The sequence below is a fragment of the Salegentibacter chungangensis genome, assembly GCF_042678405.1.
In the GTDB taxonomy this organism is placed as follows: Bacteria; Bacteroidota; Bacteroidia; order Flavobacteriales; family Flavobacteriaceae; genus Salegentibacter_A; species Salegentibacter_A chungangensis.
This window is the reverse complement of record NZ_JBHTLI010000001.1, coordinates 1,377,235-1,395,444: the sequence shown is the minus strand read 5'-3', so window position 1 is coordinate 1,395,444 and position 18,210 is coordinate 1,377,235. Positions and strand designations below refer to the sequence as shown.

Genomic DNA, 18,210 nt, shown 5'->3' with positions numbered 1-18,210 from the left:
TTATTATCTAACAAGTTTCTTGTACTTGATACGCTTCGGCATCACATCTCCGCCAAGGCGTTTCTTCTTGTTCTCTTCATAATCTGAGAAGCTTCCTTCGAAGAAATACACCTGAGAATCTCCTTCAAATGCAAGGATATGGGTACACACCCTGTCCAGGAACCAACGGTCGTGAGAGATCACCACCGCACAACCCGCAAAGTTCTCAAGCCCTTCTTCAAGTGCCCTCAGGGTGTTCACATCAAGGTCGTTGGTAGGCTCATCCAGCAACAGGACATTCCCTTCTTCTTTAAGTGTCATCGCCAGGTGTAAACGGTTACGTTCCCCTCCGGATAACATACTCACTTTTTTGTTCTGTTCACTTCCGCTAAAGTTGAATCGGCTTAGATAAGCTCTTGAATTCACCTGACGGCCACCCATCATAATTAATTCCTGCTCATCACTGAAGTTCTGCCAGATGGTCTTTTCAGGATCTATATTAGAGTGGCTCTGATCTACATAAGCGATCTTAGCGGTTTCCCCAACTTCAAAGCTTCCTTTGTCCGGCTCCTCTTCGCCCATAATCATCTTGAAAATGGTGGTCTTTCCCGCACCGTTAGGCCCGATAATACCAACAATTCCTGCCTGTGGTAATTTAAAGTTCAGGTCTTCATAAAGCAATTTATCTCCGAAAGCTTTGCTTACCCCATTCGCTTCGATCACGTTTGTACCCAGTCTTGGGCCATTAGGGATATAGATCTCCAGCTGCTCATCCATTTTCTTCTGATCCTGGTTCAGCAGTTTATCATAATTGTTCAAACGGGCCTTTTGTTTGGTCTGACGTCCCTTAGGGTTCATCTTTGCCCATTCCAGCTCCCGCTCAAGTGTTTTCTGACGTTTACTCGCCTGCTTTTGTTCCTGTGCAAGACGCTTGGATTTCTGATCAAGCCAAGAAGAATAGTTTCCTTTCCACGGAATACCTTCCCCTCTATCCAGTTCCAGAATCCAACCGGCAACGTTATCAAGGAAGTAACGGTCGTGAGTTACGGCGATAACGGTTCCTTTATATTGCGCCAGGTGGTGCTCCAGCCAGTGTACCGACTCGGCATCAAGGTGGTTGGTAGGCTCATCCAGAAGTAAAATATCAGGTTCCTGCAGTAACAATCTGCATAGCGCAACCCTTCTTCTTTCCCCTCCCGAAAGTACCGAAATCTTCTTATCGGCTTCAGGGGTTCTAAGGGCATCCATCGCAATCTCCAGCTTGGTATCCAGTTCCCAGGCATTAGAAGCATCAATTTCATCCTGAAGCTTCGCCTGCTTATCCATCAGTTTTTGCATTTTATCGGCATCCTCATAAACTTCAGGAAGACCGAACATATCATTTATCTTATTGTATTCATCAAGAATAGCAACCGTTTCAGCAACTCCTTCTTTCACAACTTCCAGCACGGTCTTGTCTTCATCCAGCTTAGGCTCCTGCTCCAGGAAACCCACCGAATAACCGGGGGAAAAAACCACATCTCCCTGATAATTTTTGTCCTCACCCGCAATTATTCGAAGCAAAGTAGATTTACCAGAACCGTTAAGACCAAGGATCCCGATCTTTGCGCCGTAGAAAAAACTCAGGTAAATATTTTTTAAAACAGGTGTATTTGCTCTGGGAAAGGTTTTTGTTAATCCCGACATCGAAAAAATCACCTTTTTATCATCTGCCATATTACTTATATTTTAATGTCTGTATAATAAATTAAAGACCAGTCTGCAGGTCCCTTAAATTTCTCTGCAAATATCTTAAAATAAACCGAGATTCCTGCATTAAAGATCTACTTGCGAAGTCCGAGCAAACGCTGAATGATCAATAATTGCCCGCTATGGTATGCTGTATGTTCCACCACCAGCATCACTTCCCTGAAAAGACTTTGATGTTCGGCATTTTTAACCGGTTCCAGCAGACCGTTATTAAGGTCAAGAAGAAACTCCTCCAATTCCAGACGATCATCAAAATATTCCTTTTTCAGCCTTTCCCAGTCCTCTTCATTCTTTGGTTGCTGCTCCTTTGGCCAGTAATCATCGGGCCAGGTGGAAGTTGTATAAGACCCGGCGATAGAAAATTCAAGAATATCCTTCTGAGCAAATACAATATGATAGAAAACCTCATAAAAGGAATACGGAAGACCGTCCGGTCTTATCCCAAGCTTTTCAAAAGGCATATCCTCCAGAAAGTCATCTATCGGATTAAAGGCCTCTCCTCCTTTTAAGTGTTTTACCAATTGTTCCCGTAACTTTTTCTCTTTTTCCATAAACAAGCTTTAAACCCGGCCTTTAAGGGCATTAAACACCCAGGAGATCGCAAAGAACCCGATCCCCGTCACCGAAAATCCAATGGCATAATCTAGGTATTTTAAGACTCCCAACAAAACCAGGGCAGCCCCTATAAGGAACATAATAAATGAGGCCCAGCCAAAAATGGTATTCTTATTCAATTTCATTTTCAAAAAGTTTTCTAAAAGCAGGCTATTTTAATATCTCAAGCAAACTGCTTATGATTTCGATTTTGTATTTTAGCCTAAAATGCTCCTAAGATTAGGATTCCTGTATAAATTAAGCAGAAATTTGCATTTTTATTAGATTTTTTTAGCTGAAATCATAACTACCGACAAAAACATAAATATGAATATGCATTTCAACAAGAATGAAGACCACAATAAACTACTGGTTTCCAGTCTTAATCATAAACTCAAAAAAATAAAACTCGGCGGAGGTGAAAAACGTATCGAAAAACATCATTCAAAAGGCAAGATGACCGCCCGCGAAAGAATCGACTTTCTACTGGACGATTCGAAGAAGGCTATAGAAATAGGCGCATTTGCCGGAGACGGAATGTATGAGGAACACGGCGGCTGCCCAAGCGGCGGTGTGGTGGTTAAGATTGGTCACGTTAAAGGCCAGCAATGTATTGTGGTTGCCAACGATGCTACCGTTAAAGCCGGGGCCTGGTTCCCAATTACCGGAAAGAAGAACCTAAGAGCCCAGGAAATTGCCATTGAAAACCGACTTCCTATCATTTACCTTGTAGATAGCGCCGGGGTATACCTGCCTATGCAGGATGAGATCTTCCCCGATAAAGAACACTTCGGAAGGATCTTCAGAAACAATGCCGTGATGAGCAGTATGGGAATTACCCAGATCGCTGCCGTAATGGGAAGCTGTGTTGCAGGAGGAGCTTACCTCCCGATTATGAGTGACGAAGCTCTGATCGTTGAAAAGACCGGAAGTATTTTTCTTGCCGGGAGCTATCTGGTAAAGGCAGCTATCGGTGAAAGCGTGGATAACGAAACCCTTGGCGGTGCCACTACTCACACGGAGATCAGCGGGGTGACCGATTATAAGGCGAAAGACGATAAAGACGCCCTTGAAACCATCCAGAATATTATGGATAAGATCGGGGATTTTGATAAGGCCGGTTTTAACCGAAAAAAGGCAGTAAAACCTAAAGAAGATGAGAAGGAGATCTTCGGGATACTGCCAAAGAAACGAAGTGACCAGTATGACATGATGGAGATCATTAAAAGACTGGTTGACGACTCGGAATTTGAAGAATACAAGGCCGGATTCGGACAAACGGTGATTACCGGTTACGCACGTATCGACGGCTGGGCTGTTGGAATCGTTGCCAATCAGCGTAAGATCGTGAAGACCAAAAAAGGTGAAATGCAGTTTGGCGGGGTGATCTATTCCGACTCTGCCGATAAAGCCACCAGGTTTATCGCTAATTGTAACCAGAAAAAGATCCCGTTGGTATTCCTTCAGGATGTTACCGGATTTATGGTGGGAAGCAAAAGCGAACACGGAGGAATTATTAAAGATGGTGCGAAAATGGTAAATGCTGTAAGTAATTCGGTGGTGCCTAAATTCACAGTGATCATAGGGAACTCATACGGGGCCGGAAATTATGCGATGTGCGGAAAAGCATACGACCCGAGGCTTATAGTTTCCTGGCCAAGTGCCGAGCTTGCCGTGATGGGTGGTACCCAGGCAGCAAAAGTACTGGCTCAAATAGAAACTGCTGCCCTTGAGAAAAAAGGAGAAAAAGTAGATGCCGAAAAGGAAAAAGAGGTGTTCGAAAAGATCAAATCCAGATACGATGAACAAACCTCACCTTATTACGCCGCGGCGAGATTATGGACAGATGCTATTATAAGCCCGCTTGATACCAGGAAATGGATCTCTGCGGGAATAGAAGCTGCCGATCACGCCCCTATTACAAAAGATTTTAACCTTGGAGTAATCCAGACTTAATTTACAATTTCAATTATATGAAAAGATCATTTTTTACGCTAGGCCTGTTATTGTTTGCCTTTTCAATGCAAGCACAGGTACTAAGCGATAAAGAAGGAAAATATACAGAGGCCGACACTTTACGTGGCTCTCTTAGACCCGAACGAAGTTATGACGCAAGAAAGTACCACCTTACTCTAAAGGTAGAACCGGAGAAAAAATACATTTCCGGCTCTAATGTGATCACTTTCAGGACTTCGGAAGAATTGCCTGTAATGCAGGTAGACCTTTATGAAAATATGAAGGTTGATTCCATTACACACGGTAGCGACAAGCTTAATTATGAAAGAAAGCATAATGCCGTTTTTATTGAATTTGAAGAGGCTATAGCTGCAAACACTACAGATTCCATCAGTTTCTTTTACTCAGGCCATCCAAGGGTTGCCGAAAATGCGCCCTGGGACGGAGGCTTTGTATGGAGTCAGGATGAAGACGGTAACCCCTGGATAGGTGTTGCAGTTCAGGGTGCAGGAGCAAGCCTTTGGTACCCAAATAAGGATCACCAAAGCGATGAGCCCGAAGAAGCTGAACTGCACATTTCGGTTCCAAACGGGCTTATGAATGTTTCCAACGGACGCTTCGAAGGCAAAAGAGATATGGGAGACGGATTCACCCAGTGGAGATGGAAAGTGGTAAACCCGATCAACAATTACAACATAATGATCAATATCGGGAATTATGCGCACTTTTCAGATAAATATAAAGACCTGGATCTGGACTACTATGTACTTCCGTACAACCTGGAAAAAGCCAAAAAGCAATTCAAGGAAGTAAAACCTATGATGGAGTGTTTTTACGAAAAATTCGGAGAATATCCATTCGTTGAAGATGGCTTTAAACTGGTAGAGACTCCATACCTGGGAATGGAGCACCAGAGTGCGGTAGCCTACGGAAATAAATATATGAAGGGTTACCTGGGGAAAGATCTTTCAGGCACCGGGATCGGCCTTAAATGGGACTACATCATTATACACGAGTCAGGGCACGAATGGTATGGGAACAGTGTTACCGCAAACGACATTGCTGATATGTGGATACAAGAGGGATTCACCTCCTATACCGAAGCCGTTTATACAGAATGTCGCTGGGGGAAGGAGAAAGCTCTGGAATACCTCAAAGGCCTTAGGAAGGGAATCGATAACGAGAACCCTATTATAGGAGATTATGGCGTAAACGCTGAAGGTTCAGGAGATATGTATCCTAAAGGCGCCAACTTATTGAATAACATCAGAAGTATCTATGATGATGACGAGCTTTGGTGGAAAACACTTAAAGACTACACCCTGACCTATAAGCATCAGACCATAGACACAGAAGATACCGAAGCCTTCTTTAATAAAGCAACAGAAACGGACCTCAGCCCGATGTTCGATCAGTACCTGAGACACTCTGCTCTGCCGGTACTTCAGCTAAAAGAAGAAGATGATAATGTGCTTTACAGGTGGAAAGCTGATGTTGAGAATTTCAAAATGCCCGTTGATGTATTTGTTGACGGTAAAGAGATCAGGTTAAATGCAACGGATAAGTGGCAGAAACTTGAACAAACAGATGATCTTGAGGACATCAGGGTTAATGAAAAGGAATTCTATATTGCCACCGATTTCCAGGAATAGGCAATAGATATAGATCCAAACAAAAAAGGCCTGCTGAATTCAGCAGGCCTTTTTCTTTCTAATTATCTTAAAGTCAGGCAACAATAAAAGTATTTTCTTCTACATCAACTTCAATATATAACTAATATTCAGTAACTTAACATAAAAACCATATATTATGTTAAGCATTAAATCTCTCAATAAGTGGGCAAATGCGCACACTTATTACTGGTTAGATCTTTTAAGGGTGGCTTTAGGAGTATTTTTCTTTATCAAGGGAATCAATTTTGCTTCTCAAACCGAAACCTTGCTGGAACTTATCAAACCTTTACAGAATTTTGGGGGAACCATGTTAATGGTTCATTATGTTACTCCTGCACATCTTGTAGGAGGACTGCTCATCGCATTTGGCTTATTAACCCGTTGGGCATTGGTAGCGCAGCTCCCTATACTTTTAGGGGCAATCATCATTAATTTTGTAGGTGTTATGAGTACGGGCCGATTGGTTGAAGCTCTTGTGATCTTTCTTATCACGGTATTCTTCATTTTCTATGGATCCGGAAAACACTCGGCTGATTATATGATGAAAATGAAAAGTTAACCGGCTGGTCTTACAGGTTCAGAAATTAAATTGAAGCAGGTATGGAGTCAGACTTTGCTCTTTACCGTATTATCCCTATGGATCTTTCCGCTTGATGTTTCTTCGAATTTTTCGATCAGGTAGATCTTTTTAGGAACCTCATATTTTTCCAGGCTTTTAAGTCCTGAAATATCTCTTTTCAATTGCTCAAGGATCTCTTCAGAAAAATCGCTTTCTACAAAAAGTACCAGCTTATCTCCCAAAGCGTCATCCGGCATAGCGGTTACAAAGAAGCGTTTATCGATGACCTTGCTGAGCTTCTGTTCAATTTCTTCGGGATAAAGCTTAACCCCTCCGGAATTGATCACATTATCATACCTGCCCTTCCACCTGAATTTTTTATAGGTAAGGATCTCGACCACATCGTTGGTCACGATCTCTTTATCAGCCAGCTTGGGCGCTTTAATTACCAGGCAACCTCTCTCATCCTGTGATATATTGATATTGGGTAAAACCTTAAAAGGTCTTGGTTTCTTTTTCTTCTGAACCGGATTCAGCCTTTTGGCCGCAATATGAGTAACCGTCTCAGTCATTCCGTAGGTCTCATAGACTTTGGTGTCACAATCGGCAACCATTTTTTGGATCCTTTTGGAAACGGCTCCTCCCCCCACGATCAGTTTTTTAATCAGGTGCAATCTGCCTATTGAGTTATCCAGCTGAAAAGGCGTCATTGCACAAAAATCATAACGCTTGAACACACGATCCAAAGGGTTAGAAGATGGCGGCACACAATCCAGTTGCCACCCCAGCATCATCGCTCTTACCAGCATCATTTTACCAGCAATATATCCTGCAGGCAAACATAAAAGTGCAGTGGTCTTGGCTGGTAATTCGAAAAACCGGGAAGTAGCCAGAGCAGAATTGATCATATGCTCTTTCTTCAGCTTTATTTTCTTTGGAGTTCCGGTAGAGCCCGAGGTCTTTACCTCAACATAACTTGAAGGCTTCAGCCAGTCCAGGATAAAACTCCCAATTTGCTCTTCATAAGGTTCCCCTTCTTTGATAAAACTATAGGCAACCTGGCGTAATTCAGCATTGGTGAAATAATGCTTATTAAGCCTGAAATCTGGGTGAGTTTCCGGTACCTTAAATTTATCTGCCATAAAGTCTAGCCAAAGGTTAACTAATAGTTTCTTCTTAAAGTTAACAAAATGCTACGAAACTCTTAAGCTTCTTCAGAAAGATTTAAGGTTTCCGCTTTTTCCACTTTTCCAAAAAGCTTTTGATTCCAGTTGGTCCATCCATACCTTTTCCCAAGAATATACAGGAAGATAGGGTAGACTATAAAGACCGGAATAATAACGTCCCATCCAGCAGAGGGATCTGAAACATCCTTGAAAATAGAGTTGGTTTTAAATGCAGTCCAGTCAGCAGTAACAAGAAGCGCCGCAACCAGGTTATTGGCGGTATGAAAACCAAGGGCCAGCTCAAGGCCGTCATCCATTAAGGTTATTATCCCCAGCATAAACCCTGTTCCTATATAATGGATCATCACAATATTCCCCAGTTTACCTACTTCAGGATTAAAAAAGTGCAAACCTCCAAAAACAATCGAAGTTATAAAAAGCGGTAACCACCTGTTCTTCGCCAGCACCCCAATTCCCTGCATTAGATAAGCCCTGAAAAAATACTCCTCAAAAGCAGTTTGCAACGGCATCATCAGCACAGCCACTCCCACAAGTATCAAAAAAGGTTCAAGCTGGAAGTTTACCAGGTAATCGCCGGGGTTTGTAAAGTAATCCAGCAGGGTAATAACTATTGTAAAGACGGCTATCAGGATAAATGCAAACCAGAATCGGCTCCAGTCTATCCTTTTCCGACTAGTGGTTAGTGAAAGAACACTCTGCTTGTGAATTACCTTAACGTGAACCAGGAGAAAAACAAGGCCTACGGCAAAGGTAAGAAGCATTAGGAACAGGGTAAGATTTGAATCAAGAATGCTCAACATCTCGTTCTCATCCATCATCATCACATCGCCCCCTTTTTCAAGCATAGCCATTACTACCAGCGGTATCTGGCCAAGCGTGATTCCTATAAAAACGATAAAGATACCCAGGAGGTATCTCCAAAAATCATAACGGTATTTAAAGGCCTGTTGTATAAACATTAATTAGAATTTAAAATCCCAGGAAATTGCAGGGTTATAGTTAATATTTCCATTTTCGACAAAAAGCGGACTCTTTATATTGTTGGTATAGAGACTCCCGGTGCCCAGGCCCTGAGGCATAGGACTGGCTTTGGTATACGTCCATTGTGAAATTGCATTCAGGCCAATATTGCTTTCCAGCGCACTAGTGATCCACCAGCCTGTATCCTGCAGTTCAGCAATTTTCATCCACTCTTCGGTCCCTTTAAACCCACCTATCAGGCTTGGTTTAAAGATCACGTACTGCGGGTTGATTATTTGTATGAGCCTCTGTTTTTTCGTTTCCTCAAATACCCCAATCAATTCTTCATCTAAGGCAATTGGCAAAGGGGTTTCTTCACAAAGTGCAGCCATTTCTTCCAACTGCCCTTGTTTTATGGGCTGCTCGATACTATGAATTTCATATTCGCTAAGTCGCTTTAATTTCTCCAGCGCATTGCCGGGACTAAAAGCCCCATTGGCATCCACTCTTAACTCCATTTCTTCGGAGGAAAATTCGCTGCGAATATATTTTAACAGCTCCAGTTCGGTTTCAAAATCTATAGCCCCAATTTTCATTTTGATACAGTCAAAACCAGCTTCAATCTTTTCCCGAATCTGTGATTTCATAAAAGCTTTCTCCCCCATCCAGATAAGGCCATTAATAGGGATCGAAGCCTTCCCTTTTGTGAAGTCTGAAGGAAAAAGTTCAAAAGGCCTCTTAGCTTCCAGGGATCTGAAGGCCATTTCAACCCCAAACTGGATGCTCGGAAACTCCTTCAGTTCATCCCAAAGCATTTCCTGCCCAAGATTGATGTTATTACAAACCCATTTCAGCTTCTCTTCATAATCGGGACGGTCATCTATGCTTAAGCCTCTTAGTAATCCGCATTCGCCGTACCCGGCTCTTTCCCCATCGCTTATTTTTAAAAACCAGGTCTCTTTAGTAGTAAGAACGCCCCGGGAAGTTCCGCTGGGGCGTTTAAAATTTAATATATATTGTTGATATTCTGCCTGCATTAACAGTCAAGTATTGGTTTAAAGTTCAATGCTTTCTCCTATTTCGAGGAGCATCAGATCTTTTCCTTTTTCGTAAAACTTCTTTTTCGCTTCTTCGTGGTCGATCTCTATATACCCGAAGGTATCATAATGACAGCCCAGTACTTTATCACATTCAATAAAATCGCTGGCTATAATGGCATCATCAACTCCCATCGTGAAGTTGTCCCCAATTGGTAATACTGCAAGGTCAAGCTTGGTTTGCATCGGGATAAGTTTCATATCCATCGTCAAAGCGGTGTCTCCGGCAATATAAATATTTTTATGTTCTCCCTCAATCACAAATCCTCCGGGCTGCCCTCCGTACTTTCCGTCCGGGAATGAGCTGGTATGGATCGCATTCACATACTTCAGCTTTCCAAATTCAAAATCCCAGCTTCCCCCGTGATTCATAGGATGCACTTCAAATCCTTTATCCTGGTAGTGATTAGCTATCTCAAAATTACTAACAATTACGGCTCCTGTGTTTTTCGCGATGGCTTCAGCATCCAGGGTATGATCCTGATGTGCGTGCGTCAACAGAATGAAATCGGCCTTAAGTTCTTTGATATCGATCTTATCTTTTGCAAGGTCGTTCCCTGTTATAAACGGATCTACCAAAATGTGAGTATCTCCAACTTTAATTCCCAGGGTATTTTGTCCGTAAAAAGTGATTTTCATAACTAAAATTTTATGGTTCGCCTATAAAAATAAACAAACCTTGTATTTTACAAGGATAGCCCAATATATAATTTTGTTAAACCGCTCACAGCAATTGTCCAAAGCCAAAAAGCACTGCAATAGCAAAGGTGGAAAGCGCCAGTATTTTCAGTTCCGGATCCAGTAATCCAGGGCTTTCATTAGTGTCTACGCGTTTGAGATGAAAGATAAGCGGAATTAAACCAAACAGGTACAGAAAATCATCCAGCGCCTCAAGATTAATCACCGTGTAAAACACCAGGCAGGCAATTGCCCCAATAATCAGGAAATAATGATAATTCTTTGCTCCTTTCTGGCCCATCTTTACCACGAGGGTTTCCTTACCTGCTTTCTCATCTGAAGCCCTGTCCCGCATATTATTAAGGTTCAGCACTCCCGCACTCAGTAATCCGAAAGCGCAAGCCGGAAGCAAAACACTCCATTTCATAGAATGGGCATATAAAAAATAGGTTCCGTAAACCGCAACTATACCAAAAAAGAGAAAAACAAACACATCTCCAAAGCCTTTATACCCGTAAGCTGAAGTCCCAACGGTATATTTTATGGCGGCAACAATAGCTGCAACTCCCAGCAGGAAAAAGATGAGGGCATACCCCATATTTTCTTTTCCGAATGCTGCATAAATAAGGAGAACGGCTAAGAACAAAGTGACAATTGCAGTAAGGACAATCCCCTGTTTCATCTCTTTTTGGGTGATCAGCCCGCTTTGAAGAGCCCTGGCCGGACCTATCCGGTCTTCATTATCTGTTCCTTTAACCCCGTCACCATAATCGTTGGCAAAATTTGAAAGAATCTGAAGCCCCAGAGTGGTACCAAGTGCAAGACTGAAGATGCTAATACTGAAAAAGCCTTGCTGAAAAGCAATGGTGGTCCCCACTATTATACCGGAAATCGAAAGCGGAAGCGTTCTTAAACGGGCAGCTCCGATCCAGGAATTTAACTTTTTCATCCCTTAGTGCATTATTTTTACCAAAAGTTCTTTTAAAAGATCTCCGTGAGAAACATTAACAGCGCCAACTCCCTTACTTTTAACATCGGTTTCCTGAATAAGGCTTATGGCCCGGCTTACTTTTTTCATTGGGTAATTCTTTGCTCCCAGTGCATAATCGCTCACAAAATAAGGGTTTACCTTAAGTTGTTTGGCAACGTTTCCTTTAGATCTGTCAGACATGCCGTGATATTGTAACAATTGAGAAAAGTAAGAAAACAATAATGAAATGGTCACCATAAGCGGATTGTCCTTTGGGTTCTGCGCAAAGTAATTAATGATTCGGTGAGCCTTCACCGTATCTCTCATCCCTATAGCCTTACGCAGTTCAAAATTATTGAAATCCTTGCTTATTCCTATATTCTCTTCAATAAGCTCGGGAGTGATCTGGGTGCCTTCGGGCGAGATAAGCTGTAATTTTTGGAGCTCATTATCGATCTTTCCAAGGTCTGTTCCCAAAAACTCCACAAGCATTTGCGAGGCTTTTGGCGAAATTGAATAGCCCCTGGATTTCAGGGTTCTCTGAATCCAATCGGCTACCTGGTTTTCATATAAACGCTTCCCTTCAAAGATTAGCCCCGACTTTGCGGCTGCCTTATAAAGCTTTTTACGCTTATCTATTTTCTTGTATTTATAACAGATCACGAGCGTGGTAGTAACCTGAGGATTCTCTATATAATCAGTTAGCTTTTCAATGGTCCGGGACAGATCCTGCGCCTCTTTTACAATGATTACCTGGCGTTCGGCCATCATCGGGTATCGTTTGGCATTACTCACAATCTCATCAACACTGGTATCACGGCCATACATCACGATCTGATTGAAGCCTTTTTCCTCTTCGGCGAGCACATTATCTCCTATAAATTCGGCTATCTTGTCAACATAGTAGGTCTCCTCCCCCATCAAAAAATACACAGGTTCTATCTTTCCGTTCTGTATGTCGTTAACTATTTGCCTGGCTTCTTCCATTCGTTTGTTTTAGTCCTGATCTGCTTTTTTTTGCGGGTTGGCTGAGGGTTATTTTATCTTTAGTATTTTTGGCCTATGCTAGATCTGAATTTCCCGCGGTATGATTTCCGCTTCAAAAATAATCAAAATAAAATAGCTGTTTTCGATGAGATCCGGAAAAAATTTGTGGTCTTAACCCCGGAAGAATGGGTGCGCCAACATTGCGCCCGTTTTTTAATGGTGGAGAAGAATTTCCCAAAGAGCCACATCAATGTTGAAAAGCAGATAAAACTTGGGAAGCTCACCAAGAGATATGATATCGTGGTCTTTAATCCTAACGGAAAGATCCATCTTATTGTAGAGTGTAAAGCCCCGCATATCAAGATCACTCAGGAAACTTTCGACCAGATCGCGAGATACAATTTAAGCCTTGACGCCACCTACCTGATGGTTACAAATGGCCTGGAACATTATTTTTGTAAGCTGGATTATGAAGCTGAAGAATACAAGTTCTTAAGGGATCTCCCCGTATACCAGCCCAAACAACAAAACAAGAATTCTGAAATTTGAAAACAGCAGTAGTCATCCTCAACTGGAACGGAAAGGGACTTCTTGAAAAGTTCCTGCCATCGGTGATCAGCTATTCACCCGAGGCTAATATTTATGTAGCCGACAACGCCTCAACCGATGATTCGGTGAGGTTTGTGGAACAAAACTTTCCCCAGGTCAGCATTATAAGGAACAAAGTTAACGGTGGTTATGCAAAAGGTTATAACGATGCTCTTTTAAACCTGAGGGAAGATATTTTCATTCTGCTTAACAGCGATGTGGAGGTTTCCAAAAACTGGCTACTGCCAATTTTGAAGGTTTTTGACAATGAGCCTGAAACAGCTGTTGTTCAGCCTAAAATACTGGATTATTACAACAGGAAGAAGTTCGAGTATGCCGGAGCTGCAGGCGGTTTTATCGATAAATATGCCTATCCCTTCTGTCGCGGAAGGATATTTGAAAACCTGGAGGAAGATCACGGGCAATATAATGAAGACTCCTATATATTCTGGGCCAGTGGGGCCTGCCTTGCCATTCGGAAAAGTGCCTTTTACAAGGCCGGAGCCTTAGACGAAAGTTTTTTCGCTCATCAGGAAGAGATAGATCTTTGCTGGCGACTTCAGAACCTGGGTTATAAGGTCAAATACGCCGGAGCCTCCAGGGTCTTCCACGTAGGGGGAGCCACTTTAGATACAATGAACCCACGAAAGACTTTCTTCAACTTCCGTAATAGTTTATTTCTCATCTTAAAAAATGTTCCTTCACCACAGCTTTACAGCATTCTGCTCATAAGAATGCTTCTGGACGGGCTTGCGGGAATCAGGTTTTTAACCCAAGGAAAGTTCAGCCATTTCTTTGCAATTATGAGGGCGCATTTTAGTTTTTACAGGCATTTTAGTGAGATGTTCCGAAAAAGAAAAAGCACTCCCAAAAAACTCAGGTACTACAAATTAGAGTCTATAGTCTGGTCCTATTTTATCAGAAAGAAAACCAAATTCACTTCTTTATAGAAATCTTATATAAAGTAATGTTAATACGGCTTTTTAGCTTTATTTTTTTTTGATACTTTTGGAACATCTAACATTAATAATATAATACGAGTTATGAAAAAAATCATGCTTTTGTCAGCGACAGCTGCACTGTTGCTTTCTTCCTGTGTTTCGCAGAAAAAATATGCAGAACTGGAAGCCAAGCAACAAAAAACTCAGGACGAACTAAATACCGCTACAGTTAAGCTAAATGCTTGTTTAGAAGATAAGCAGAACCTTAACCAGCAAATTACAAGGTTGAACAACACCAATGCAGCCCTACTAAACAACGTTGGTGACTTGGCTACTTTATCTAAGAAAGAAGCTGAAAACCTTGAGCGTTCTCTTGAGAGCATCAAAGAAAAAGATTTGGCCATCCAGAAAATGCGTGATGCCATCAATAAAAAAGACTCTGTTACTTTAGCACTTGTTACCAGCCTGAAAGGAGCTCTAGGTAACATCAACGATGAAGACATCGAGATCAACGTTGAAAAAGGTGTTGTTTACGTATCTATTTCTGACAAACTATTATTCGATAGTGGTCGTTACAACGTATCAGACAGAGCAAAAGAAGTACTTGGTAAAGTTGCTACCGTTGTGAAGAACAAGCCGGACATCGACTTTATGGTTGAAGGTCACACTGATGACAAAGCGATCAGCACAAACTGTATTGAAGACAACTGGGATCTTAGTGTAAAGAGAGCTACTTCAGTAGTACGTATCCTACAGGATGAATTTGGTGTAGCGCCAAAACGTATGACTGCTGCTGGTAGAAGTTACTATATACCTGTTGCCGACAACGAAACTGCAGAGGGAAGAGCTAAGAACAGAAGAACCCGTATCGTAGTACTTCCAAAACTTGACCAATTCTACGGAATGATCGAGGAAGGAATGAAAGAAGCTTCTAAAGCTGCAAACAACTAATATTTATCTTTCTTAAGATAGAAAAACCCCGCAAAAGCGGGGTTTTTTATTTCATAGCCTTCTCTATTTTTCTTCTAGCCTACATAATCTCCACACTTCCCTTTCCTTCTCTTATCACCTCGGGTTCCGGAGTGGTTAGATCTATTACCGTTGAAGGTATATTATCACCATAACCACCATCTATCACGATATCGACAAGATTATCCCACTTTTCTCTTATTAGTTCAGGGTCTGTGGTGTATTCAAGCACCTCATCCTCATCTCTTATAGAAGTCGAAACTATAGGGTTGCCAAGAGCCTTAACTATCGCTTTACAAATATTATTATCGGGCACCCTTATTCCTACGGTCTTCTTTTTCTTAAATACCGTAGGCAGGTTATTATTTCCGGGAAGGACAAAGGTATAAGGTCCGGGCAGGGTACGCTTCAGGATCTTAAAAGTTGGCGAATCGATCTGCTTCACATAATCAGATAAATTACTCAAATCTTCACAGATAAAGGAAAAATTTGCTTTTTCCAGCTTGACTCCCTTTATCTGGGCAATCTTTTCAAGAGCGTTGTTATTGGTGATATCGCACCCCAATCCGTAAACGGTATCGGTAGGATAAATAACAAGCCCACCGTTACGGAGGGTTTCTACAACTTTATTAATATGTTTCTGACTTGGGTTTTCCTCATAAATTCTTAATAGTTCAGCCATAATTTTGATTTTTTAATACACCTTAGAAGTTACGAAAATTAGGAGATTATTTAACCTCGTAAAAGATTTTAAGAGCAGGCCCTGCTTCTCTCCCGAATATCCGAGGATTAAATCCAGCTTCCTTGTCAATATCAGGGCTTTATTTAATTCCTCTTTTCTGGTCGTTTCATTCCTTACCGGGCTTCCACCCCCTGATATCTCTTTTGAAAATAAAAAGAAAGCCGCTAAAAGCGGCTTTAAATAACAGAAGTTTAACTGAAATCCTATCTATGACAAAACTTTAAGTTTTGCGAAACGCAACAGCAGTTTTTTAATGCCGCCGTTCTCAAAATCTATCTCGGCTTTTTTATCCTGCCCAACTCCGTCTATCTTAAGAACCTTACCTTTTCCGAATCTCATATGCTCAACTTCATTCCCCGCTTCAAGCTGAATATTATTAGTGGCTTTTGCAGGTTCACTCGAAGCCGGCTTCATTTTGCGCAATTTTCGCAATTGCTGTTCGGTTGGTTTATGGGATGGCGGCGGGGTTCCGTTCTTAGGTTTTGTTTGTCTCAGTTTGCTTTTATCTACATCATCCCCAAAAATATCTGTATCTATCAGGGGCTTGTATTTATAATCATCCTGAGGAATCATATAATCCTTGAACTGGTCATCGATCTCTTCTATAAAACGGCTTGGCTCGGCATCTACCAGTTTCCCCCAACGATACCTGGACTGGGTATAGGTTAAATATGCCTGCTTTTCAGCCCTGGTAAGGGCCACGTAAAAGAGACGTCGCTCTTCTTCCAGTTCACTACGGGTATTCATACTCATTGCTGAAGGGAAGAGATCTTCTTCCATCCCCACAATATACACATAAGGAAATTCCAGCCCCTTGGCAAGATGAATGGTCATTAGCGCCACCTTGTTATCGTCTGAGGTGTCCTTATCCATATCTGTGGCAAGAGCTACATCTTCAAGGAACTCCGAAAGGGATCCACTGGCATCGGCCAGCTCTTTCTGTCCTTCCACAAAATCCTTCACCCCGTTCAGCAATTCTTCAATATTCTCTATTCTGGCAATTCCTTCAGGAGTCCCGTCTTTTTTTAATTCCTGAAGCAAGCCTGTCTTCTTCGCAACAGTATCGGCTACAGTATAGGCATCGGCATTTTCACTAAGGATCGTAAAATGCTTGATCATATTCACAAAATTATCAAGCTTGGTACGTGTGCTTTTGTTGATCTTTAAATCCAGGTGATCCAGGTTTTCGATCACTTCAAACATTGACTTTCCGTATTGATTAGCCGCTATGCCCAGCCTGTCCATTGTGGTCTGCCCAATTCCCCGGGTAGGGTAATTGATCACCCGCTTCAATGCCTCCTCATCCTTGGGATTAATAAGTAATCTCAAGTATGAAAGAACATCCTTAATCTCTTTACGCTGATAAAACGAAAGCCCTCCATAGATCCGGTAAGGGATGTCCTTCTTCCTAAGCGCATCCTCCATTGCCCTGCTCTGGGCATTGGTACGGTATAATATGGCAAAATCGTCATTATTCAACTGATTCTGCATCTTTGTCTCAAAAATGGAACTGGCTACAAATCTTCCCTCTTCCCCATCGGTGAGCAAGCGATTCACCACGATCTTTGGACCGTCATCGTTAGCCGTCCAAACCACCTTCTCCAGCTTGGTCTGGTTCTTATCGATAACCGAGTTCGCTGCATTCACAATGTTCTTGGTAGAACGGTAATTCTGCTCCAGGCGGTACATCTGAACATTATCATAATCCTTCTGGAAATTCAGAATATTGTTAATATTCGCTCCGCGGAAGGCATAGATACTCTGGGCATCATCTCCTACCACGCAAATATTCTGAAACTTATCAGATAATGCTTTTACAATAAGATACTGAGAGTGATTGGTATCCTGGTACTCATCTACAAGAATATAGCGAAACCTGTTCTGATACTTATGAAGCACATCTGGAAAACGATTCAGCAGTTCGTTCGTTTTTAAAAGCAGGTCATCAAAATCCATTGCTCCCGCCTTAAAACAACGGTCTACATATGCCTTATAGATCTCCCCCATCCTGGGCTTTTTGGCCATCGCATCTGCCTCCTTCAACTCAGGGTTCTGGAAATAAGCCTTAACGGTGATCAGACTGTTTTTGTACGAAGAAATTCGGCTGTAAACCTGTTTGTATTTATATACATCCTTATCCAGCTGCATATCTTTTATGATCGCCCTTATCACACTCTGTGAATCCTGGGTATCATAAATAGTGAAATTGGAGGGATACCCCAGTTTATCGGCTTCAAACCTCAGCATTTTTGCGAAAATGGAGTGAAAAGTTCCCATCCAAAGGTTCTTTGCCTCGCTGCTCCCCACGATCTGGGAAATACGATGCTTCATCTCCCTCGCCGCCTTATTGGTAAAGGTAAGTGCAAGAATATTAAACGGATCTACTCCCTGGTTCATCAGGTAAGCGATCCTGTAGGTAAGCACCCTGGTTTTTCCGGATCCTGCTCCGGCAATTACGATCATCGCCCCGTCTTTCTGTAATACGGGAGCACGCTGTGCGTCATTCAATTCGGCTAAATAAGCTTCCAATTTCCTCCTTTTTTTAGTGCGGTGAATTTAACCAAAATGGCCCAATTAGGAA

At 42.1% G+C, this 18,210-nt stretch carries 17 protein-coding genes; 6 read left to right on the top strand and 11 right to left on the bottom strand.

The window, feature by feature from the left end; genetic code table 11:
- Positions 1 to 3 precede the first annotated feature (3 nt).
- The 3 genes from ettA to ACFQ3Q_RS06280 all read right to left on the bottom strand — a co-directional run bounded on the left by ettA (position 4) and on the right by ACFQ3Q_RS06280 (position 2,468).
- Entirely contained in the window at positions 4 to 1,695 is a 1,692-nt protein-coding gene (gene ettA / locus ACFQ3Q_RS06290; protein WP_380744012.1) for an energy-dependent translational throttle protein EttA, read from the bottom strand.
- Between the two features lie 107 nt (positions 1,696 to 1,802).
- Positions 1,803 to 2,279 (bottom strand): DinB family protein, encoded by a 477-nt coding sequence (locus ACFQ3Q_RS06285; RefSeq protein WP_380744010.1) that lies wholly within the window; start codon positions 2,277 to 2,279, stop codon positions 1,803 to 1,805.
- A 9-nt stretch (positions 2,280 to 2,288) separates the two neighbouring features.
- Positions 2,289 to 2,468: a CAL67264 family membrane protein gene (locus ACFQ3Q_RS06280; protein ID WP_380744009.1), complete on the bottom strand. Its 180-nt coding sequence runs from the start codon at positions 2,466 to 2,468 to the stop codon at positions 2,289 to 2,291.
- A gap of 181 nt (positions 2,469 to 2,649) precedes the next feature.
- Between ACFQ3Q_RS06280 and ACFQ3Q_RS06275 the strand changes: the two genes are divergently transcribed.
- The 3 genes from ACFQ3Q_RS06275 (at position 2,650) to ACFQ3Q_RS06265 (ending at position 6,510) form a co-directional block, all read left to right on the top strand.
- Entirely contained in the window at positions 2,650 to 4,278 is a 1,629-nt protein-coding gene (locus tag ACFQ3Q_RS06275) for an acyl-CoA carboxylase subunit beta (RefSeq protein WP_380744008.1), read from the top strand.
- A gap of 17 nt (positions 4,279 to 4,295) precedes the next feature.
- Complete coding sequence (locus tag ACFQ3Q_RS06270; RefSeq protein WP_380744007.1) at positions 4,296 to 5,930, top strand: M1 family metallopeptidase; 1,635 nt, start codon at positions 4,296 to 4,298, stop codon at positions 5,928 to 5,930.
- Between the two features lie 157 nt (positions 5,931 to 6,087).
- Complete coding sequence (locus ACFQ3Q_RS06265; protein WP_380744005.1) at positions 6,088 to 6,510, top strand: DoxX family protein; 423 nt, start codon at positions 6,088 to 6,090, stop codon at positions 6,508 to 6,510.
- 47 nt (positions 6,511 to 6,557) lie between these two features.
- On the opposite strand, the gene ACFQ3Q_RS06260 is transcribed toward ACFQ3Q_RS06265, so the two are convergent.
- From ACFQ3Q_RS06260 to holA, 6 genes are all read right to left on the bottom strand, one after another.
- On the bottom strand, positions 6,558 to 7,652 hold the full coding sequence (locus tag ACFQ3Q_RS06260) for an AMP-binding protein (RefSeq protein ID WP_380744004.1): 1,095 nt from the start codon (positions 7,650 to 7,652) through the stop codon (positions 6,558 to 6,560).
- Between the two features lie 62 nt (positions 7,653 to 7,714).
- Positions 7,715 to 8,656: a CPBP family intramembrane glutamic endopeptidase gene (locus ACFQ3Q_RS06255; RefSeq protein WP_380744002.1), complete on the bottom strand. Its 942-nt coding sequence runs from the start codon at positions 8,654 to 8,656 to the stop codon at positions 7,715 to 7,717.
- Between the two features lie 3 nt (positions 8,657 to 8,659).
- A complete protein-coding gene (locus ACFQ3Q_RS06250; RefSeq protein WP_380744001.1) occupies positions 8,660 to 9,694 on the bottom strand; it encodes an o-succinylbenzoate synthase in 1,035 nt (344 codons plus the stop codon).
- An 18-nt stretch (positions 9,695 to 9,712) separates the two neighbouring features.
- A complete protein-coding gene (locus ACFQ3Q_RS06245) occupies positions 9,713 to 10,393 on the bottom strand; it encodes a metal-dependent hydrolase (RefSeq protein WP_380743999.1) in 681 nt (226 codons plus the stop codon).
- Positions 10,394 to 10,478: 85 nt separating this feature from the next.
- Positions 10,479 to 11,381: a 1,4-dihydroxy-2-naphthoate octaprenyltransferase gene (gene menA / locus ACFQ3Q_RS06240; RefSeq protein ID WP_380743997.1), complete on the bottom strand. Its 903-nt coding sequence runs from the start codon at positions 11,379 to 11,381 to the stop codon at positions 10,479 to 10,481.
- A gap of 3 nt (positions 11,382 to 11,384) precedes the next feature.
- On the bottom strand, positions 11,385 to 12,389 hold the full coding sequence (gene holA, locus ACFQ3Q_RS06235; RefSeq protein ID WP_380743995.1) for a DNA polymerase III subunit delta: 1,005 nt from the start codon (positions 12,387 to 12,389) through the stop codon (positions 11,385 to 11,387).
- 75 nt (positions 12,390 to 12,464) lie between these two features.
- Here holA and ACFQ3Q_RS06230 point away from each other — a divergent pair, with 75 nt between their 5' ends.
- The 3 genes from ACFQ3Q_RS06230 to ACFQ3Q_RS06220 all read left to right on the top strand — a co-directional run bounded on the left by ACFQ3Q_RS06230 (position 12,465) and on the right by ACFQ3Q_RS06220 (position 14,869).
- Positions 12,465 to 12,938 carry a type I restriction enzyme HsdR N-terminal domain-containing protein gene (locus ACFQ3Q_RS06230; RefSeq protein WP_380743994.1) on the top strand — a complete coding sequence of 158 codons (474 nt, stop codon included), beginning with the start codon at positions 12,465 to 12,467 and terminating at the stop codon, positions 12,936 to 12,938.
- Entirely contained in the window at positions 12,935 to 13,927 is a 993-nt protein-coding gene (locus ACFQ3Q_RS06225; protein WP_380743992.1) for a glycosyltransferase family 2 protein, read from the top strand. Before ACFQ3Q_RS06230 ends, ACFQ3Q_RS06225 begins: the two co-directional genes overlap by 4 nt.
- Positions 13,928 to 14,020: 93 nt before the next feature.
- Entirely contained in the window at positions 14,021 to 14,869 is an 849-nt protein-coding gene (locus ACFQ3Q_RS06220; RefSeq protein ID WP_380743990.1) for an OmpA/MotB family protein, read from the top strand.
- Between the two features lie 79 nt (positions 14,870 to 14,948).
- Here ACFQ3Q_RS06220 and ACFQ3Q_RS06215 read toward each other — a convergent pair whose 3' ends face one another.
- Together ACFQ3Q_RS06215 and ACFQ3Q_RS06210 are read right to left on the bottom strand one after the other, a co-directional pair.
- Entirely contained in the window at positions 14,949 to 15,569 is a 621-nt protein-coding gene (locus ACFQ3Q_RS06215; protein ID WP_380743988.1) for an L-threonylcarbamoyladenylate synthase, read from the bottom strand.
- 267 nt (positions 15,570 to 15,836) lie between these two features.
- Entirely contained in the window at positions 15,837 to 18,158 is a 2,322-nt protein-coding gene (locus ACFQ3Q_RS06210; protein WP_380743986.1) for an ATP-dependent helicase, read from the bottom strand.
- Between the last annotated feature and the right edge of the window lie 52 nt (positions 18,159 to 18,210).